Source organism: Oxalicibacterium sp., from assembly GCF_035565035.1.
Lineage (GTDB): Bacteria > Pseudomonadota > Gammaproteobacteria > Burkholderiales > Burkholderiaceae_D > Oxalicibacterium.
In genome coordinates, this window is record NZ_DATMTD010000110.1 from 18,145 (window position 1) to 34,363 (window position 16,219).

Sequence of the window (16,219 nt, forward strand, 5' to 3'; positions counted from 1 at the left end):
ATCAACGCAGGTTGACCAGCGTCTGCATGATCTGATCCTGCGTCTTGATGGTTTGCGCGTTGGCCTGGTAATAGCGTTGCGCAGTAATCATGTTGACCAGCTCCGCCGTCAGATCGACGTTCGATTCCTCGATACGCGACGACTGCACGGCCCCCAAGCCACTGGTACCTGGAGTACTGGTCATTGGCACGCCGGATTCGGCGGTCTCGACCCACTGATTGTCACCAACGTTTTGCAAGCCGTTCGGATTGGCGAAGTTCGACAGGATGACCTGCCCCAACACGCTGACCTGGCCATTCGTGTAGCGACCGACGATCATGCCGTTATCCGACACGTTGAAATCGCGCAGCATGCCGGACGCAAAGCCGTTCGGCTGCTGTTTGCTCAAGCCGAACTCACCCGCCATCTGTTGTGTCTGAGTCGGGTCGAGCGTGATGTTGAACGGCGTGGTCGCGCCCGTGGTGACATCCATCGGAATGACGATCGGATTCGGAACGGTTGTAGTCAACGCACCACCGTTGCCGCTGAATGTCATGGTGGCGATCAGGCCTTGTGGCGTAGTCGCAGGGACCATCGTGACCGGCACGCCGTCATTTGTCGCAAACACGCTCCATGCGTTCGGTCCGGTCTTGACGTAGAACGTCTTCAGCTGATGGTCGTTACCGAGACTGTCAAATACCGGCGCCGACGTTGCGTGCGTGTAGGTGGTTGGATCATCCGGGTCGAAATTGGCGGCAACCTTGGCGTCTTCGCGCGAATCCAGTTTGACACCCAACTCATAGGTATCCGTTGCACGTGGCGGCAGATCCGCCCTGCTGATCATGATGTCGGCCGGGGAACCGGTCTGAATCACGCCGTTGGCATCGGCGAGATAACCGGTCAGACGTGCGCCTGCCGCGTTGACGATATAGCCTTCCTTGGTCGGCTGGAACTGGCCGTTACGCGTATAGCTGATCGCACCGTTGTCGTTCATGCGGAAAAAACCGTTGCCGTTGATCGCCATGTCGAGCGGATTGGCCGACGCCGTGACGTTACCCTGGCTGAACAGTTGCGCGACGCGCGCGACTTGCGTACCGATACCGATTTGCGACGAGCCGGAACCCAGCAGCGTGCCTGCATAGATATCCGAAAACTGTACGTGCGACTGCTTGTAGCCGACCGTGCTCGAGTTGGCGACGTTGTTGCCGATTGCCTCCAGCATCTTGGAGGCGCCATCCAGTCCGCTCAAACCTTGCTGAAAACTCATGTCTTTCTCCTGGTTGTGGTGCTGTTAGACAATTAAAGAATCTGACGAATGTCAGAAAAGTCGAGTGCGCCCAGTCCGGGCACGTTGATCCTCACGCCTTCCGGTCCCGTCGTGACCGTGGTCACCATGCCGAACTGCAGTTCGTCCACATCGACCTTGTTGCCATTCAGTGAAGCGTTGACTTCGAAGGTGTAGTTGCCATCGGGTGCCTGTGAGCCATCGGCCAGTTTGCCGTCCCACAGCAACGGGACCGTACCGGCGCTTTGTGCCCCTAGATCGATGGTGTGCACAACATTGCCGGACTTGTCCTTGATGACCATTTGCGCCTGGTCGACATCCTGCGGGAATTCGACGCCTGCCAATGCCTGCTTGTCGGCCAGGCCCAATTGATTGCCCGAAGCCAGTACGCCATGACCGATGAGGTTGGCAGCCTGCATGGATTGGCCGGATTGGTAGGTGCCGATCAGCGATTGCAGCGTGGAATTTACCTTGTCGATACCGGTCACGGTCGACAACTGCGCCAACTGACTTGTCATCTGGGAGTTGTCCATCGGATTCAACGGATCCTGATTCTGCATCTGCGTGATCAGCAATGTCATGAAACGATCCTGAATGTCGTCAACGTCCGACTTGCCTGTGGACGTCTTGGGACTCATTGCGTCGATCACGGATTGCGGCAACTGATTGGAAATGGAAGCCATCAAAAGATCCTTTTGAATTATTGACCGAGGGTCAGTGTTTTAAGAAGCATTGTCTTCGCCGCGTTCATGGTTTCGACATTGGTTTGATAGGAGCGCGAGGCGGAAATCATGTTGACCATTTCTTCCACGACATTCACATTCGGCATGGCGACGTGGCCGGTTTCGTCCGCAGCCGGGCTTTTCGGGTCGAATACCATCTTCGGCGGTGTCGAATCCTCGACAACACGATCGACGCGCACACCGGTCGAGGTCGCACCGTTCATCGGAATCGCCTTGAACTCCACCTGCTTGGCGCGATAGGTCTTGCCATCGGCGCTGGTGGTGCTTTCCGCATTGGCGATGTTGCTGGAGACGACGTTGAGGCGCTGGCTTTGCGCACTCATGGCCGAACCGGCGACGTTGAAGATATTGAATAGCGACATGACGATTGCCCCTGTATGTTTTTGCCCTACTGATTACCTGCTTATTGACCCTGAATTGCGGTCAGCATGCCCTTGAGTTTCGATGACGCGAGTGTCAGGCTCACTTCATAGCGCATGGCGTTATCGGTGAATTGATTGCGCTGTACGTCCATGTCCACCGTGTTGCCATCGATGCTGCCCTGTTGCGGATTCGCATACAGCAGCTTTGCGCCGCCCAATGTCGGCAACGCCTTCGATGCCATGTGAGCAGTAGACGTCTTGGCAACTTCGTTCGGTGTCGTCGTGCCACCGGCACTGCGTGCTATCGCACCTTGCAATGCCTTGTTAAAATCGATGTCGCGCGCCTTGAAGTTAGGCGTATCCGCATTCGCAATATTCGAAGCCAGCAACTGCTGGCGCTGCGCGCGCAGACTCAGCGCCGTTTCCTGAAACCGCATCAGATCGTCAAGTTTTCCCATCGCATCCTCCGGAATAAGCGCTCGGTGCCTGCCACAGCACCCGATATGGATTTGTATAGCGTGGATCATACGGAGACGCTCTTCCCTTCGATCAAACGATAAGAAGACCAAAATCCATGTTATTCCCGGCTTTACCCGGCGACCGGATCGGTACCATGATCGAGGAATAAATCCACGGATCGCCATGAACGTTTTCTTCACACTTCTGATCGCCGGCCTCGGACTTGCATCGCAATTTGCGTTCGCGCAGGCTGCCGAGCCGGTACAACAGCCGCGTCAGGAACTCGGCGTGTTGAAACAGACCGTCGAACAGTTTCTGAAAAAACAGGCCATCGGTTTGCCAGGTGATATTCAGGTTGAAGTCGGCTCCATCGATCCGCGCATGAAACTGCCCGCCTGCCCGCAACCGGAAGCCTTTCTCCGGCGCGGCAACAAGGCTTGGGGCAAAACGACTGTCGGCGTGCGCTGCACCGCACCAAATTCTTGGACTGTCTATATAGCCGCCACAGTCGGTGTGCGCAGCGAATATGTCGTGGCCACGGTGCCGCTGGCACAGGGACAGACAATCAGCGAAGGCGATATCGTCAAGGTCAAGGGTGACCTGACCACGATGCCGCCCGGGATCATCACCGAGCCATCGCAGGCGATCGGTCGCACGGTGGCGTCTTCAGTCAGCGTCGGCGCACCGTTGCGTCAGGATGCATTGCGCAACCAGCAAGCGATCCAGCAGGGTCAGGCGGTACGTATCGTGTTGAATGGTGCGGGTTTCAGCGTCACCAGCGAAGCCAAGGCCTTGAATAATGCCAATGAAGGCCAGTTGACTCAGGTCCGCACGGCGGCCGGTCAGGTGGTCAGCGGAATTGCAAAACTCGGCGGCGTCGTCGAGTTAACATACTAAAAAATGCATAGCACCGGCAATATTGTTGAAAAGGCAAGACACAAAATTTTACGTTCCCTCCATTTAGTACTAAAGTTTAGTGGGATAACGCCGTTAGACCAATCAGAGATAGGCGTTTTGCCGTAAACCATATGGAGCATGTCGTGAAAATTGATGATGCAAGCAAGAAAATCGCAGGTATAGGCGTTGGTACGACGCAGACCCGCGCAGGTAAAGGTCCTGACAAGGCCGATGCCGGCGGTAAAACGTCCTCCGACAATGTCACGCTGTCAACTCAGGTCCAGGCTTTGACGAGCCAGGTAGCCGGTGCCAGCGCATTTGATTCCAAGAAAGTGGAAGAGATCAAGGCAGCGATTGCCGGCGGTCAGTTCCAGGTCAACGCAGAACGCGTCGCTGACGGATTGATGGACACGGTAAAGGACTTGATCTCCACCCGGAGATAATTCATGAATTCGTTCGGTAGCCCTGCAGACAGCCTCAGTCATGAACACGAAGCCGTCCGCCAGTTGACGCAACTGCTGCAACAGGAACAGGAACATCTGATCGCAGCCGACATCGACGGTATCGCCAGCCTGACCGAACCGAAAGCCAAAGCCGCCACTCGCATGGCAGAACTCGCGGCATGGCGCCATAACGCACTGGCAGCAGCTGGTTGCGAAGCTTCCGAAAACGGAATGAAAGCCTGGCTAGCAACTTCAGGCGTATCGAAAACCACCAGCCAGTCCTGGCATGAACTGATCGAACTGGCAAAAGTCGCGAAAGAAATCAATCGCGTCAATGGCACACTGATCGGCAAGCAGATGGTGCGTAACCAGAACATGCTCAATATCCTGCAACACGGCAGCGTGCAGGGAGATCACGTCTACGGCCCGAACGGCCAGACGGGTGGCAAATCGGTCGGACGTCACATCATCGCTTGATCGCACGGCGAACAGACAACAACGCACTTCCGCAACACAAAAGCAAAACGGCGAGACATGGGTCTCGCCGTTTTGCTTTCTCATTGCAATCCGCTATCTCCTGCGCGGTGCATAAATATCCCGGCCTGCCTCATCAATCTGCTGCCGCAAGGTTCGTCTTTCGTCCGGCGACAGACGATCGTCCCGCCGTTGCTGTTGGCGATACTCATTGCGATCGTCGCGACGACGATCGGCATCACGGCGATCGTTCTGACGCTGCTGACGACCATCCTGCTCAAAATATCCGGATGAACGGTCGTGACGAGATTGTGCCAACGTCGCGGTGCTTCCGGCGAAGCCCGCGATTATCAACAGAATCAGTCCCGCTCTTTTCAATGTAATATTCATCTCGTTATTACAGCGCCTTGTGACCGCCGTTTCATCAATCAGATCATCATGCACAAAGTTTAGGCCTCTTTACTCTCGGCCTCGGGTTCATTTCCGTAAAGGTTGTAACACTTTGTAATGCCTGCGTTTTCCATCGTACCTGCGAGGATTTCTGACGTTACCATAGCGACATGAATACGACAAATGCCCCCATGAAGGAAGCTCCTCATTCAACCAATTCCCACCAGACCAAGGTGCTGGTTGTCGACGACGATCTGCGTCTGCGCGATCTGCTGCGCCGATATCTTTCGGAGCAGGGATTCAATGTCGTGACGGCAGAAAACGCGCAGGCAATGAACAAGCTTTGGCTGCGCGAACGTTACGACCTGCTCGTGCTGGATCTGATGCTGCCAGGTGAAGACGGCTTGTCTATCTGCCGTCGCCTGCGTGGTGCGGGCGACAAGACGCCAATCATCATGCTGACCGCCAAGGGCGAGGATGTCGATCGCATTGTCGGACTTGAAATGGGCGCCGACGATTATCTTGCCAAGCCTTTCAATCCGCGCGAACTTGTCGCACGCATCAGTGCTGTACTGCGGCGTGTCGGCCCGGAAGAGCTGCCTGGCGCCCCGTCCGAAACACCGCAATCGTTTGCCTTCGGCGAGTTCGTTCTCGATCTCGGCACACGCACGTTGAAAAAGAACGGCGAGACCGTTCCGCTGACAACCGGCGAGTTTTCCGTGTTGAAGGTATTTGCCCGTCATGCACGCCAACCGCTGTCGCGTGAAAAACTGATGGAACTGGCGCGCGGTCGTGAATATGAAGTGTTCGATCGAAGTCTGGACGTGCAGATCTCGCGCTTGCGCAAACTGATCGAACCCGATCCCTCAACGCCGCTGTACATTCAAACGGTCTGGGGACTCGGTTACGTTTTCATCCCCGAAGGCAAACCACGCTGAGCACGACATTACGTTCGTCTCCCTGCCGAAAACGAATCACATGCCCTCTTCGCCAAATCGCCTGACATGGATGAAAAGCGGCCTGTTCTGGCGCACCTTCTTCATGATTGCCCTCATGATTGCTGCCAGCATGGCGGCGTGGGTTGCCAGCTATCGCATCATCGAACAGACGCCACGCGCCAACCAGATTGCCGCGCAAGTCATTTCCGTCGTCACGATCACACGTGCAGCGCTGACGCATTCAGCCCCTGACCTGCGCCGGGAATTGCTGTTCGATCTCTCCAGCAACGAAGGCATTCGTGTGTATCCGCTGGAAGAAAGTGATCGCATAGATCCGCCAGTAAACAGTCGCATGATGCAGGTCATTGAGGAAAGCGTGCGTGGCGGCCTCGGCGACGAAACCCGTTTTGCTCGCGCCGTCAACGATGTTCCCGGCTTCTGGGTCAGCTTCACGATTTCCGACGATGAATACTGGCTGATGCTTGATCGCGATCGTGTCGAAGGCAGTTCCGGTGTGCAATGGCTGGGATGGGGCGCCGTTACAGTGCTGCTGTCGCTGCTGGGCGCGTTGATGATTTCCGGCCTGATCAACCAGCCTCTTGCGCGTTTGACTGCAGCTACACGTGCCCTCGCAAATGGCCAGCGCCCCACCCCACTGCCGGAACGCGGTCCGGCCGAAATCCGTGAAACCAATCACAGCTTCAACCAGATGGTCGACGATCTCGACCGCGTCGAATCCGATCGTGCACTTGTGCTGGCTGGTATTTCACACGATCTGCGCACGCCGCTGGCACGCATGCAGCTTGAACTGGAAATGGCCGGCTTGCAGGAAGAGGCGCGTGCAGGCATGCGATCCGATCTTGAGCAAATGGACGCAATCATCGGCCAGTTTCTCGACTATGCGCGGCCGACCGACAGCGCACGTTTCGAGCCAATCGACATGACGGCACTGATGAAGCAGACTGCTCAGGAAATCGCACGCCTGCCCGACGTGCTCGTCACCACCGCGATCGATGACAACGCAACCATTCAGGGAAGCCCGATCGACATGACGCGCATCGTCAACAACCTGATCGAAAACGCGCGCCGCTATGGAAAAAAATCCAACGACAACTATGTCGACATCGATCTTGCCTGCAGGATAGACGGCGACAAGGTCATTCTGGAAGTAGCCGATCATGGTCCTGGCGTACCGGAAGGCGAAATCGATCGTCTGTTGCGACCATTCACGCGCATGGATCAGGCACGTGGACAGGCCAATGGCGCAGGACTGGGATTGGCTATCGTCGATCGTATCGTCAAGCGACACGGCGGCAAACTCCACCTCTCCAATCGCAGTGGCGGAGGGCTTGTTGTACAGATCGTGCTGGGCAATGCAAAAAAACGGCATGGCCACTTCCCGTCCTGATTGATATGCCCGAATCAACCAGACAATAAAAAACGCACATCCCGTCAGGTGATGTGCGTTTGAAATCTTCGGAAGACTAGTTCGATACAGGCATCAGGCCTTTTCGTTCTTCACTTCGGTAATGCCGCCTTCGATGATGTCGCCGTCGGCAGGTCGGCGATAAGCGCGCTCTGCCGCTTCACGCGCAGCCTTCAACGCACTGCGTTTCTTAAACAGCAGAACAGGAATCAACAACCAGCTCAGCAGCAGAACCGTCATGATCACCAGCAGGCCTACCGCCAGCAGCATGCCCAGAACCAGCCATGCAAACAGGCGCGAAAAGAAACCGCCGGACTGGCTGCGACGAAACATTTGCTGCCAGCTTTGCGTATGCTGACTGAAAAGAAAAGATGTCATGGATGTAATCACTCCTGTTCCGTAGGATGGATGCCGAATCTTGGCAATTCCGTTGCCGATCCTGCGTTTCTCATGCCCGTATGCACACTATGCGTCAATACGGCATGTGCTGCAATAGCTGGCGCCACTTTTCCGGAATTCAATGGCCCTGACACACGTAATGTTGCTATTTCGATTTGGCATTTTTGCCATTTTTTGCACAATCGATCGTCAGTCGTGATGTTCTGCTATCGGTCCCTGCGAAAAAAGAGCCTTGCGCAGTTCCTCGTCCATCTTGCCGTCTCGCCGACGTATCCACTCCAGCAGCATTGCTGCATGCTCTTTTTCTTCATCGCGATTGTGCGCGAGAATGCGTTTCAACTCAGGATCGGTCGCCGCATCGATGCGCTGGTTGTACCAGTCGGCTGCTTCGAGTTCTTCCATCAAGGATTGAATGGCACGATGCATGTCCATCGTTTCCGCTGACAGCCGGTCAATCGGCTCGTGATAACCTTCATTCGACATTCCGTCTCCTTTCGCTCATAAACAAGGCCATGCTTGTCGAAGTAGACAACGGGAATGTGAATAAATTGCAGTCGCGCTCAATTCTTCCGCATCTCTCGCATTAATCCCGGCGATAAATCAGCGCAATGGCTTCTGCGGCCATGCCTTCCTCACGTCCGAGGTAGCCAAGCTTTTCGTTGGTTTTGGCCTTGATGTTGATCTGTCCCACAGTCACGCCCAGATCGACTGCGATATTGGCAACCATCTGCGGAATGTGTGGTGCCATCTTCGGCTTTTGCGCGATGATGGTTGCGTCGATATTGCCGATGGAATAGCCGGCGGCAGTCACACGCTTTGCCGCTTCCCGCAGCAGAATACGTGAATCGGCACCGGCAAATTCCGTTGCGGTATCTGGAAAATGCCGCCCGATATCACCCAACCCGGCTGCCCCGAACAATGCATCGGTAATCGCATGCAGCAGGACGTCTGCGTCAGAATGTCCCAGCAGCCCGGTCGGATGCGGGATTGTCACACCGCCGACGATCAGCTTGCGTCCTTCAACGAGTGCGTGGCAATCGTAGCCCTGCCCGACGCGAAACGGTTGAAAATTCGGTGGCGAACCGGATGCCGGATGACTCATGCAAATTCCTTCAGATAAAGTTCTGCCAGAGCAACGTCATGCGGCAACGTCACCTTGAAATTACGTGCGCTGCCTTCGACCAGCAGCGGTTTCAGCCCAAGCGCCTCGATGGCACCGGCTTCGTCGGTCACATGCTCCGCCTGTTCCAGTGCATGGCGCAGCAGGCCGTAGCGGAACATCTGTGGCGTCTGTGCCGCCCATAATTGTTCGCGCGGGATCGTCCTGTCGATACGACCATCCGCATCGGCACGTTTCAGCGTATCGACCACCGGCAAGGCAAGCAGACCGCCAGTGACGTCGTCATGGATGGCGTGCATCAGCTTTTCGATCGACTCTGCATCGATGCCGGGACGTGCTGCATCGTGCACCAGAATCCAGTCGTCATCGCTGACATCCATCCGGCCCCGCATCGCATGCAAACCGTTCAGTACAGACTGACGACGTGTGTCACCACCGACACGCAATATCGACAGAAGCGATCTGTCGCCGGTCACTTCCGTCATCGCTTCATCGATATGCTCATCCCCACTACTCACCACAGTGAAAGTGTGCGCAATCGCGGAGATGCCAACAAAGGTGTCCAGCACACGCGCCAGCATCGGCTTTCCGGCAAGGCGCGTGTATTGTTTCGGGACTGTTCCGCCCATGCGCGCACCGACGCCGGCAGCAGGGATCAATGCAAAGTAGCGAGGTGCGGTCATATTGCAGTTGCGGTTTTGAAAGGGATGGCAGGATCGGTTGCTGGCGCAAATGCCGAGGCACGAATTTACGGAAAGATTCTTGTTCGATGAAGGCGCCCGACCTGAACGAGGGCTTGGTTTATAATCGCATCATAATTTTTCACTGTCAAATCAAGTGCATGCGGCAAATGAATGCATGCACCTTGCTGGCTACGATGACATGCACAATGTCGCTACTTGATGTCCTTCGACCTTAAAAAATCTCTTCCCAAATCCGGTTCACGCTTCGTCCTTCCCTCGCTTCACGGCTCGGCGGATGCCTATGCATTGGCGCAAGCGGCGATCGAACTGAAATCGCAGAACCGGATGCTGACCATCGTTGCGGCCAGTCCCGGCGATGCACAACGTCTGCTGGCGGAAATCCCGTGGTTCGCTTCCGGCGAGCAGAACGCGCTGCGCTGCCATCTGTTGCCCGACTGGGAAACGCTGCCCTACGACGCTTTCTCACCGCACCAGGATCTGGTATCGGAACGCCTGGCGACGCTGTACGAAGTCCTGAACGGCCAGTCCGACGTGTTGATCGTGCCGGCGACCACTGCGCTGGTGCGCATGGCGCCACCGTCGTTTCTCGCGTCCTACACCTTCTTCTTCAAGCAAGGCGAAACACTTGACGAAGCGAAGCTGAAAACGCAGTTGCAACTCGCCGGCTACACCCCGGTCAAGCAGGTCATGTCGCCCGGTGAATATTCGGTCCGCGGCGGCCTGATCGATCTGTTCCCGATGGGATCGGCATTGCCGTATCGCATCGACCTGTTCGGCGATACGATCGAGACGATTCGTACTTTCGATGCCGATACGCAACGTTCGCTGTATCCGGTGCGTGAAGTCCGCCTGCTGCCGGCGCGCGAATTCCCGATGGACGAGGAAGCGCGTACCGCGTTCCGCGGTCGCTGGCGCGAAGTGTTCGAAGGCGATCCGTCGCGTTCCGTCATCTACAAGGATATCGGTAGCGGCATCGCTTCGGCCGGTATCGAATACTATCTGCCGCTGTTCTTCGAACAGACCAGCACGCTGTTCGATTATTTGCCGGACGATGCGAGCTTCGCGTTGATCGGCGACATCGACGAAGCCATCCAGCGCTTCTGGAACGACACGCAATCGCGCTACCGCTTCCTGAAATCCGATCGCGAACGTCCGGTGCTGGCGCCGGAACAGATTTTCCTTTCCGACGAACAGTTTTACACCTCGGCCAAACCGTTCGGGCGCTGGGTTATCCAGAAAACGGACGAGTCGTCGGAGCTATCCGCACCTCTGCCGAATATTGCCGTCAACCGCCGCGCCGACGACCCGCTCGTCAACCTGCGCTCGTACCTGCTGCAAACAGACAAGCGCGTGCTGATCTGCGCAGAAACCAACGGCCGCCGCGAAACGCTGCAGCAGTATTTCAATGAATACGATCTGGCGCTGGTGCCGGCCGACAGCTTTGCCGACTTCGCCTCCGGCTCTGCCAAGCTGATGCTCGGCGTGGCGCCGATGCATGCCGGTTTCGAACTGGGTGAGGCATTCGGCAATCTGGCCTTCATCACCGAAACCGAGTTGTATGCCGGCTCCGGTCGTCGCGTCGGCGGCAAGAAGCAGGAAGGCGCAACGCAAGTCGAAGCGATGGTGCGCGATCTGTCCGAGCTCAAGATCGGCGATCCGGTCGTGCATGCGAATCACGGCATCGGCCGCTACATGGGCCTGATCAACATGGATCTGGGCGAAGGCGAAACCGAGTTCCTGCATCTGGAATACGCGAAGGACACCAAGCTCTACGTGCCGGTCTCGCAACTGCATGTGATCTCGCGCTATTCCGGCGCATCGCCGGAAGATGCGCCGCTGCATGCACTCGGCTCAGGGCAATGGGAAAAAGCCAAACGCCGCGCCGCCGAAAAAATCCGCGACACCGCCGCCGAACTGCTGAACCTGTATGCGCGCCGTGCGTTGCGCGAAGGACATTCGTTCCAGTACTCGGCGCACGATTACGAAAAATTCGCCGACAGCTTCGGCTTCGATGAAACGCCGGATCAGCAGGAAGCGATCAACAACGTCATCAAGGACATGACGAGCGGCAAGCCGATGGATCGTCTGGTGTGCGGCGATGTCGGCTTCGGCAAGACGGAAGTCGCGTTACGCGCCGCCTTCATCGCCGTCATGGGTGGCAAACAGGTTGCGATTCTGGCGCCGACCACGCTGCTGGCGGAACAGCACGCACAGACTTTCGCCGACCGTTTTGCCGACTGGCCGGTACGCATTGCCGAACTGTCGCGCTTCCGCACCGGCAAGGAAGTCACGCAAGCCATCAAGGGCATGGCGGACGGCACGCTGGACATCGTGATCGGCACCCACAAGCTGCTGTCGCCCGACGTCAAGTTCACGCGTCTCGGCCTCGTCATCATCGATGAAGAACATCGTTTCGGCGTGCGACAAAAAGAGGCATTGAAAGCCTTGCGTGCTGAAGTCGATGTGCTGACGCTGACCGCAACGCCGATTCCGCGCACGCTCGGCATGGCACTGGAAGGCTTGCGCGATTTTTCGATCATCGCGACCGCGCCGCAAAAACGTCTGGCGATCAAGACGTTCGTGCGCAGCGAAAACGATTCCGTCATTCGCGAAGCCTGTCTGCGCGAACTCAAACGCGGCGGCCAGGTGTACTTCCTGCATAACGAAGTCGAAACCATCGAGAACCGCAAGGCGATGCTGGAAGCGTTGCTGCCGGAAGCACGCATCGGCGTCGCGCACGGCCAGTTGCATGAACGCGATCTGGAAAAGATCATGCGCGATTTTGTCGCGCAGCGATTCAACATTTTGTTATGTACCACGATCATCGAAACCGGCATCGACGTTCCGACCGCCAATACCATCATCATGCATCGCTCCGACAAGTTCGGCCTCGCGCAGCTCCATCAATTGCGCGGCCGCGTCGGTCGCTCGCACCATCAGGCGTATGCGTATCTGCTTGTGCATGATGTGCAGGGTTTGACCAAACTGGCGCAACGCCGACTCGATGCAATTCAGCAGATGGAAGAACTCGGTAGCGGCTTCTATCTCGCGATGCATGATCTGGAAATCCGCGGCGCAGGCGAAGTGCTTGGCGAAAATCAGTCCGGCGAAATGACCGAGATCGGCTTCCAGCTGTACTCGGACATGTTGAACGAAGCCGTGCGCGCATTGAAGAACGGCAAGGAGCCGGATCTGGCCGCGCCGCTTTCCACCACCACGGAAATCAATCTGCACGTTCCTGCCTTGCTGCCCGATACCTATTGCGGCGATGTGCACGAGCGCCTGTCGATCTACAAACGCCTCGCCAATTGTGCAACGCAGGATGCCGTCAACGACCTGCAGGAAGAACTGATCGATCGTTTCGGCAAGCTGCCGGAACCCGCACAAGCGCTGGTGGAAACGCATCGTCTGCGCGTTGCAGCCAAACCGGTCGGCATCGTCAAGATCGATGCGCATGCGGAATCGGCAACATTGCAGTTCGAGCCGAATCCGCCGATCGACGGCATGCGCATCATCGAACTGATCCAGAAGAATCGCCACATCAAGCTGAATGGTCAGGACAAGTTGCGCATTACTGCCAGCATGCCGGATCTGGCAGCACGCGTCGCGCAGATCAAAAACACGATACGCGCGCTGATCGCATGAGATGATGATGCAGGCTTGTACCCAACACTGATATTCGACAAGAACCCATGGACCTCATTCTTCAAGGACTCACCGCACAGCGCGGCGTCATCGAACAGATCGCACATCTGGCCCGCGCGCGTGTCGTCGTCGCCATCGGCGAACATGCGTATCGCTGCGAAGGGATTTCCTACAACGATGAAGTCAAGGCACAGATCGATGTCGCCACATGGGCTGCACATCTGGATTACGCCTTTATCGATCGCGGCCGTTCGCTGACCAATTTCAAGCTGCTCGTCATGGACATGGATTCGACGTTGATCACGATCGAATGCATTGACGAAATCGCCGACATGCAGGGACTGAAACCACAGGTTGCCGAAATCACCGAAGCCGCCATGCGCGGCGAAATCGAATTCCGCGAAAGCCTGATGCGTCGCGTGGCCTTACTCAAGGGACTCGATGCAAGTGCGCTGCAACGGGTGTATGACGAACGTCTGCAATTGTCGCCGGGGGCTGAAAAAATGCTGGCTGCGATCAAGGCTGCCGGCATGAAAACGCTGCTGGTTTCCGGCGGCTTTACGTTCTTTACCGATCGCATGCAGCGCCGTCTCGATCTGGATTACACGCATTCGAATCAACTTGAAATCGTCGACGGCAAATTAACCGGACATGTCATCGGCGACATCGTCGATGCCGAAGAAAAGAAACGTACCGTCGAACGCGTCTGCAAGGAACTCGACATCATGCCGTCGCAAGCGATCGTCATGGGCGATGGTGCCAACGATTTGAAGATGATGGGCATCGCCGGTTTGTCGGTTGCCTTTCGCGCCAAACCCGTCGTGCGCGCCCAGGCGGATGTCGCATTGAACTTTGTCGGCCTCGACGGCGTGCTCAATCTGCTTTGATGCCTGCTCCGTGTCCGCGCTGATCGTTGATCTCTACTCAATGATGGCGCTGTCTATCTGACCGTCGACACGCGTCAACGGTTTCTTTCTGTTTCCCTTCGATTTTCTTCACAAAACGTAACGTGCATTACGCGCGTCATGTCTTGCTCGCTTACATGGCGCTTACAACAGCGTTGATGCGCAGCGCTTTTTTTGACATGTCAGAACATTTCATCAGTCGCGCAATTTTATTCATCAATCACATTTTTGGCTGATCAATAATCTGGTGCGGCTTTAACACGCCGACTCGTCACACGGAGACAAAAATAATAGCTGGGCCGCCAACAAAGGAGCATGAAAATGGTATGGCAACAAATCTATGATCCACTCAACAGTTTCGGACTATCGACACTGATCGCTGCCGTCCCGGTGGCGGTACTTTTGATTTCACTCGCATTCTTTCACCTGAAGGCACACATCGCGGCGGGACTGGCGTTGCTGGTCGGTATTCTGGTTGCTGCGTTTGTCTTCGGCATGCCGATGGCGATGGCGGGCAAGGCGGCAGGCTACGGGATTGCATCGGGCCTGTTCCCGATCGGATGGATTGTCCTCAACATCATCTTCCTGCATCGCCTGACCACGCTGAATGGTTATTTCAAGGTGCTGCAGGATAGCGTCAGCGGCATTACCGAAGATCGTCGCCTGCAGTTGTTGCTGGTGGCGTTCTGCTTCGGGGCTTTCTTCGAAGGCGCGGCAGGTTTCGGTACACCGGTAGCGGTGACCGGCGCGATTCTGATCGGTCTCGGCTTTTCTCCACTGGCAGCGTCCGGCCTGGCGCTGATCGCCAACACTGCACCTGTCGCATACGGCGCATTGGGCGCACCAGTCATCGCACTGTCTTCGGTGACCGGCCTCGACTTGAACCTGCTGTCCGCCATGATCGGTCGTCAATTGCCGTTCTTCTCGGTGCTGGTACCGTTCTGGTTGATCTGGGCTTTCGCCGGCTTCCGCGGCATGCGCGAAATCTGGCCGGCAATTCTGGTCGCAGGCGTCTCGTTCGCAGTTCCGCAATTTCTCGTTTCGAACTATCACGGTCCGTGGCTGGTGGACGTGATCGCGTCGCTGGTATCGATGGGCAGCCTGACGCTGTTCCTGAAGGTATGGAAGCCGGCAAAAATCTGGACCTCGACTGCACTCGGTAATCGCGTCGACAATTCCGCCGATGACATCGTGCCGGAACCGGTTACCGCAGACAATACGCCGGTAGCCGGTATCAGCAAGGTCAAGGCATGGATGCCGTGGGTCATCCTGTCCGTCTTCGTCTTCATCTGGGGCACGCCATTCTTCAAGAAGGCAATCGACGCGCTCTGGGCATGGAAATATGCCGTGCCGGGTCTGGACAAGATGGTCATGAAGATGCCGCCGGTCGTGCACCAGCCGATACTGGAAGGCGCCGTCTTCAACTTCAATGTGTTGTCGATGGCGGGTACCGGCATCCTGGTTTCTGCCCTCGTCGCCGGTTTGATGATGGGCTATTCGTTCAAGCGCATGCTGATCGAATACTGGAACACCATCAAACTGGTTCGCTATTCGCTGCTGACTATTTGCGCGATGTTCGGCATCGGCTACCTGACCCGCTTCTCCGGCCTCGACGCAACACTCGGTCTGGCGTTTGCACACACCGGCGTGTTGTACCCGATGTTCGGCACCCTGCTCGGCTGGCTGGGCGTGGCGTTGACCGGTTCCGATACGGCCTCCAACGTGCTGTTCGGCAGCCTGCAAAAAACCACGGCTGAACAACTCGGCCTGAGCCCGATCCTGATGGCAGCCGCCAACAGTTCCGGCGGCGTGATGGGCAAGATGATCGATGCGCAATCGATTGTCGTCGCCTCTACCGCCACCAAGTGGTACGGACACGAAGGCGACATTCTGCGCTACGTGTTCTTCCACTCCATCGCGCTGGCCGTTCTGGTCGGTCTGCTGGTGACATTGCAGGCGTATGTCTCGCCATTCACAAGCATGGTCCTGCACTAAAGATCGAGCAGCAACAGGAAAGGCCCGGAGCCGCAAGGTTCCGGGCCTTTTTGTT

General features: G+C 56.6%; 17 protein-coding genes. 8 read left to right on the forward strand and 9 right to left on the reverse strand.

The annotated features are described in order from the left end of the window. Window position 1: 1 nt before the first annotated feature. The 4 genes from flgE to flgB are packed head-to-tail and all read right to left on the reverse strand — an operon-like array spanning window position 2 to window position 2,827. Entirely contained in the window at window positions 2–1,246 is a 1,245-nt protein-coding gene (gene flgE, locus VN114_RS11730) for a flagellar hook protein FlgE (RefSeq protein ID WP_325515063.1), read from the reverse strand. Between the two features lie 32 nt (window positions 1,247–1,278). After that, complete coding sequence (locus VN114_RS11735) at window positions 1,279–1,947, reverse strand: flagellar hook assembly protein FlgD (RefSeq protein WP_325515065.1); 669 nt, start codon at window positions 1,945–1,947, stop codon at window positions 1,279–1,281. A 17-nt stretch (window positions 1,948–1,964) separates the two neighbouring features. Further along, on the reverse strand, window positions 1,965–2,369 hold the full coding sequence (gene flgC / locus VN114_RS11740) for a flagellar basal body rod protein FlgC (protein WP_325515066.1): 405 nt from the start codon (window positions 2,367–2,369) through the stop codon (window positions 1,965–1,967). A 41-nt stretch (window positions 2,370–2,410) separates the two neighbouring features. Then, on the reverse strand, window positions 2,411–2,827 hold the full coding sequence (gene flgB, locus VN114_RS11745; protein WP_325515068.1) for a flagellar basal body rod protein FlgB: 417 nt from the start codon (window positions 2,825–2,827) through the stop codon (window positions 2,411–2,413). A gap of 184 nt (window positions 2,828–3,011) precedes the next feature. Here flgB and flgA point away from each other — a divergent pair, with 184 nt between their 5' ends. From flgA to VN114_RS11760, 3 genes are all read left to right on the forward strand, one after another. Beyond that, the gene (gene flgA / locus VN114_RS11750; RefSeq protein ID WP_325515069.1) at window positions 3,012–3,725 is read left to right on the forward strand and encodes a flagellar basal body P-ring formation chaperone FlgA; all 714 of its coding nucleotides are present in this window, start codon (window positions 3,012–3,014) and stop codon (window positions 3,723–3,725) included. Window positions 3,726–3,868: 143 nt separating this feature from the next. Then, complete coding sequence (gene flgM / locus VN114_RS11755; RefSeq protein ID WP_325515071.1) at window positions 3,869–4,168, forward strand: flagellar biosynthesis anti-sigma factor FlgM; 300 nt, start codon at window positions 3,869–3,871, stop codon at window positions 4,166–4,168. 3 nt (window positions 4,169–4,171) lie between these two features. Then, window positions 4,172–4,645: a flagellar protein FlgN gene (locus tag VN114_RS11760; protein WP_325515072.1), complete on the forward strand. Its 474-nt coding sequence runs from the start codon at window positions 4,172–4,174 to the stop codon at window positions 4,643–4,645. Window positions 4,646–4,738: 93 nt separating this feature from the next. Here VN114_RS11760 and VN114_RS11765 read toward each other — a convergent pair whose 3' ends face one another. Then, complete coding sequence (locus VN114_RS11765) at window positions 4,739–5,086, reverse strand: hypothetical protein (protein WP_325515074.1); 348 nt, start codon at window positions 5,084–5,086, stop codon at window positions 4,739–4,741. 116 nt (window positions 5,087–5,202) lie between these two features. Here VN114_RS11765 and ompR point away from each other — a divergent pair, with 116 nt between their 5' ends. Together ompR and VN114_RS11775 are read left to right on the forward strand one after the other, a co-directional pair. Beyond that, on the forward strand, window positions 5,203–5,970 hold the full coding sequence (ompR, locus tag VN114_RS11770; RefSeq protein WP_325515076.1) for a two-component system response regulator OmpR: 768 nt from the start codon (window positions 5,203–5,205) through the stop codon (window positions 5,968–5,970). Window positions 5,971–6,010: 40 nt separating this feature from the next. Continuing rightward, window positions 6,011–7,378, forward strand: coding sequence for a sensor histidine kinase (locus tag VN114_RS11775; protein ID WP_325515077.1), 1,368 nt, complete (start codon window positions 6,011–6,013; stop codon window positions 7,376–7,378). Window positions 7,379–7,471: 93 nt separating this feature from the next. Here VN114_RS11775 and VN114_RS11780 read toward each other — a convergent pair whose 3' ends face one another. The 4 genes from VN114_RS11780 to ispD form a co-directional block, all read right to left on the reverse strand. Next, the gene (locus VN114_RS11780) at window positions 7,472–7,774 is read right to left on the reverse strand and encodes a hypothetical protein (protein ID WP_325515079.1); all 303 of its coding nucleotides are present in this window, start codon (window positions 7,772–7,774) and stop codon (window positions 7,472–7,474) included. Between the two features lie 210 nt (window positions 7,775–7,984). Continuing rightward, window positions 7,985–8,278 carry an encapsulin-associated ferritin-like protein gene (locus VN114_RS11785; RefSeq protein WP_325515081.1) on the reverse strand — a complete coding sequence of 98 codons (294 nt, stop codon included), beginning with the start codon at window positions 8,276–8,278 and terminating at the stop codon, window positions 7,985–7,987. 100 nt (window positions 8,279–8,378) lie between these two features. Next, window positions 8,379–8,897, reverse strand: a complete 519-nt coding sequence (gene ispF, locus VN114_RS11790; RefSeq protein ID WP_325515083.1) for a 2-C-methyl-D-erythritol 2,4-cyclodiphosphate synthase — start codon at window positions 8,895–8,897, stop codon at window positions 8,379–8,381. Next, a complete protein-coding gene (gene ispD, locus VN114_RS11795) occupies window positions 8,894–9,598 on the reverse strand; it encodes a 2-C-methyl-D-erythritol 4-phosphate cytidylyltransferase (RefSeq protein ID WP_325515085.1) in 705 nt (234 codons plus the stop codon). Before ispD ends, ispF begins: the two co-directional genes overlap by 4 nt. A gap of 219 nt (window positions 9,599–9,817) precedes the next feature. On the opposite strand from ispD, the gene mfd reads away from it, so the two are divergent. The 3 genes from mfd (at window position 9,818) to VN114_RS11810 (ending at window position 16,164) form a co-directional block, all read left to right on the forward strand. After that, entirely contained in the window at window positions 9,818–13,264 is a 3,447-nt protein-coding gene (mfd, locus tag VN114_RS11800) for a transcription-repair coupling factor (protein WP_325515086.1), read from the forward strand. Window positions 13,265–13,311: 47 nt separating this feature from the next. After that, on the forward strand, window positions 13,312–14,151 hold the full coding sequence (gene serB, locus VN114_RS11805) for a phosphoserine phosphatase SerB (protein WP_325515088.1): 840 nt from the start codon (window positions 13,312–13,314) through the stop codon (window positions 14,149–14,151). Window positions 14,152–14,490: 339 nt separating this feature from the next. After that, complete coding sequence (locus VN114_RS11810) at window positions 14,491–16,164, forward strand: L-lactate permease (protein ID WP_325515090.1); 1,674 nt, start codon at window positions 14,491–14,493, stop codon at window positions 16,162–16,164. Window positions 16,165–16,219 lie beyond the last annotated feature (55 nt).

Excerpts from the sequence above, each read along its gene's own strand:
- flgE (WP_325515063.1), bottom strand. The coding sequence starts at position 1,246 with ATGAGTTTTCAGCAAGGTTTGAGCGGACTGGATGGCGCCTCCAAGATG.
- VN114_RS11735 (WP_325515065.1), bottom strand. The coding sequence starts at position 1,947 with ATGGCTTCCATTTCCAATCAGTTGCCGCAATCCGTGATCGACGCAATG.
- flgC (WP_325515066.1), bottom strand. The coding sequence starts at position 2,369 with ATGTCGCTATTCAATATCTTCAACGTCGCCGGTTCGGCCATGAGTGCG.
- flgB (WP_325515068.1), bottom strand. The coding sequence starts at position 2,827 with ATGGGAAAACTTGACGATCTGATGCGGTTTCAGGAAACGGCGCTGAGT.
- flgA (WP_325515069.1), top strand. The coding sequence starts at position 3,012 with ATGAACGTTTTCTTCACACTTCTGATCGCCGGCCTCGGACTTGCATCG.
- VN114_RS11760 (WP_325515072.1), top strand. The coding sequence starts at position 4,172 with ATGAATTCGTTCGGTAGCCCTGCAGACAGCCTCAGTCATGAACACGAA.
- ompR (WP_325515076.1), top strand. The coding sequence starts at position 5,203 with ATGAATACGACAAATGCCCCCATGAAGGAAGCTCCTCATTCAACCAAT.
- VN114_RS11775 (WP_325515077.1), top strand. The coding sequence starts at position 6,011 with ATGCCCTCTTCGCCAAATCGCCTGACATGGATGAAAAGCGGCCTGTTC.
- VN114_RS11780 (WP_325515079.1), bottom strand. The coding sequence starts at position 7,774 with ATGACATCTTTTCTTTTCAGTCAGCATACGCAAAGCTGGCAGCAAATG.
- VN114_RS11785 (WP_325515081.1), bottom strand. The coding sequence starts at position 8,278 with ATGTCGAATGAAGGTTATCACGAGCCGATTGACCGGCTGTCAGCGGAA.
- ispF (WP_325515083.1), bottom strand. The coding sequence starts at position 8,897 with ATGAGTCATCCGGCATCCGGTTCGCCACCGAATTTTCAACCGTTTCGC.
- ispD (WP_325515085.1), bottom strand. The coding sequence starts at position 9,598 with ATGACCGCACCTCGCTACTTTGCATTGATCCCTGCTGCCGGCGTCGGT.
- mfd (WP_325515086.1), top strand. The coding sequence starts at position 9,818 with ATGTCCTTCGACCTTAAAAAATCTCTTCCCAAATCCGGTTCACGCTTC.
- serB (WP_325515088.1), top strand. The coding sequence starts at position 13,312 with ATGGACCTCATTCTTCAAGGACTCACCGCACAGCGCGGCGTCATCGAA.
- VN114_RS11810 (WP_325515090.1), top strand. The coding sequence starts at position 14,491 with ATGGTATGGCAACAAATCTATGATCCACTCAACAGTTTCGGACTATCG.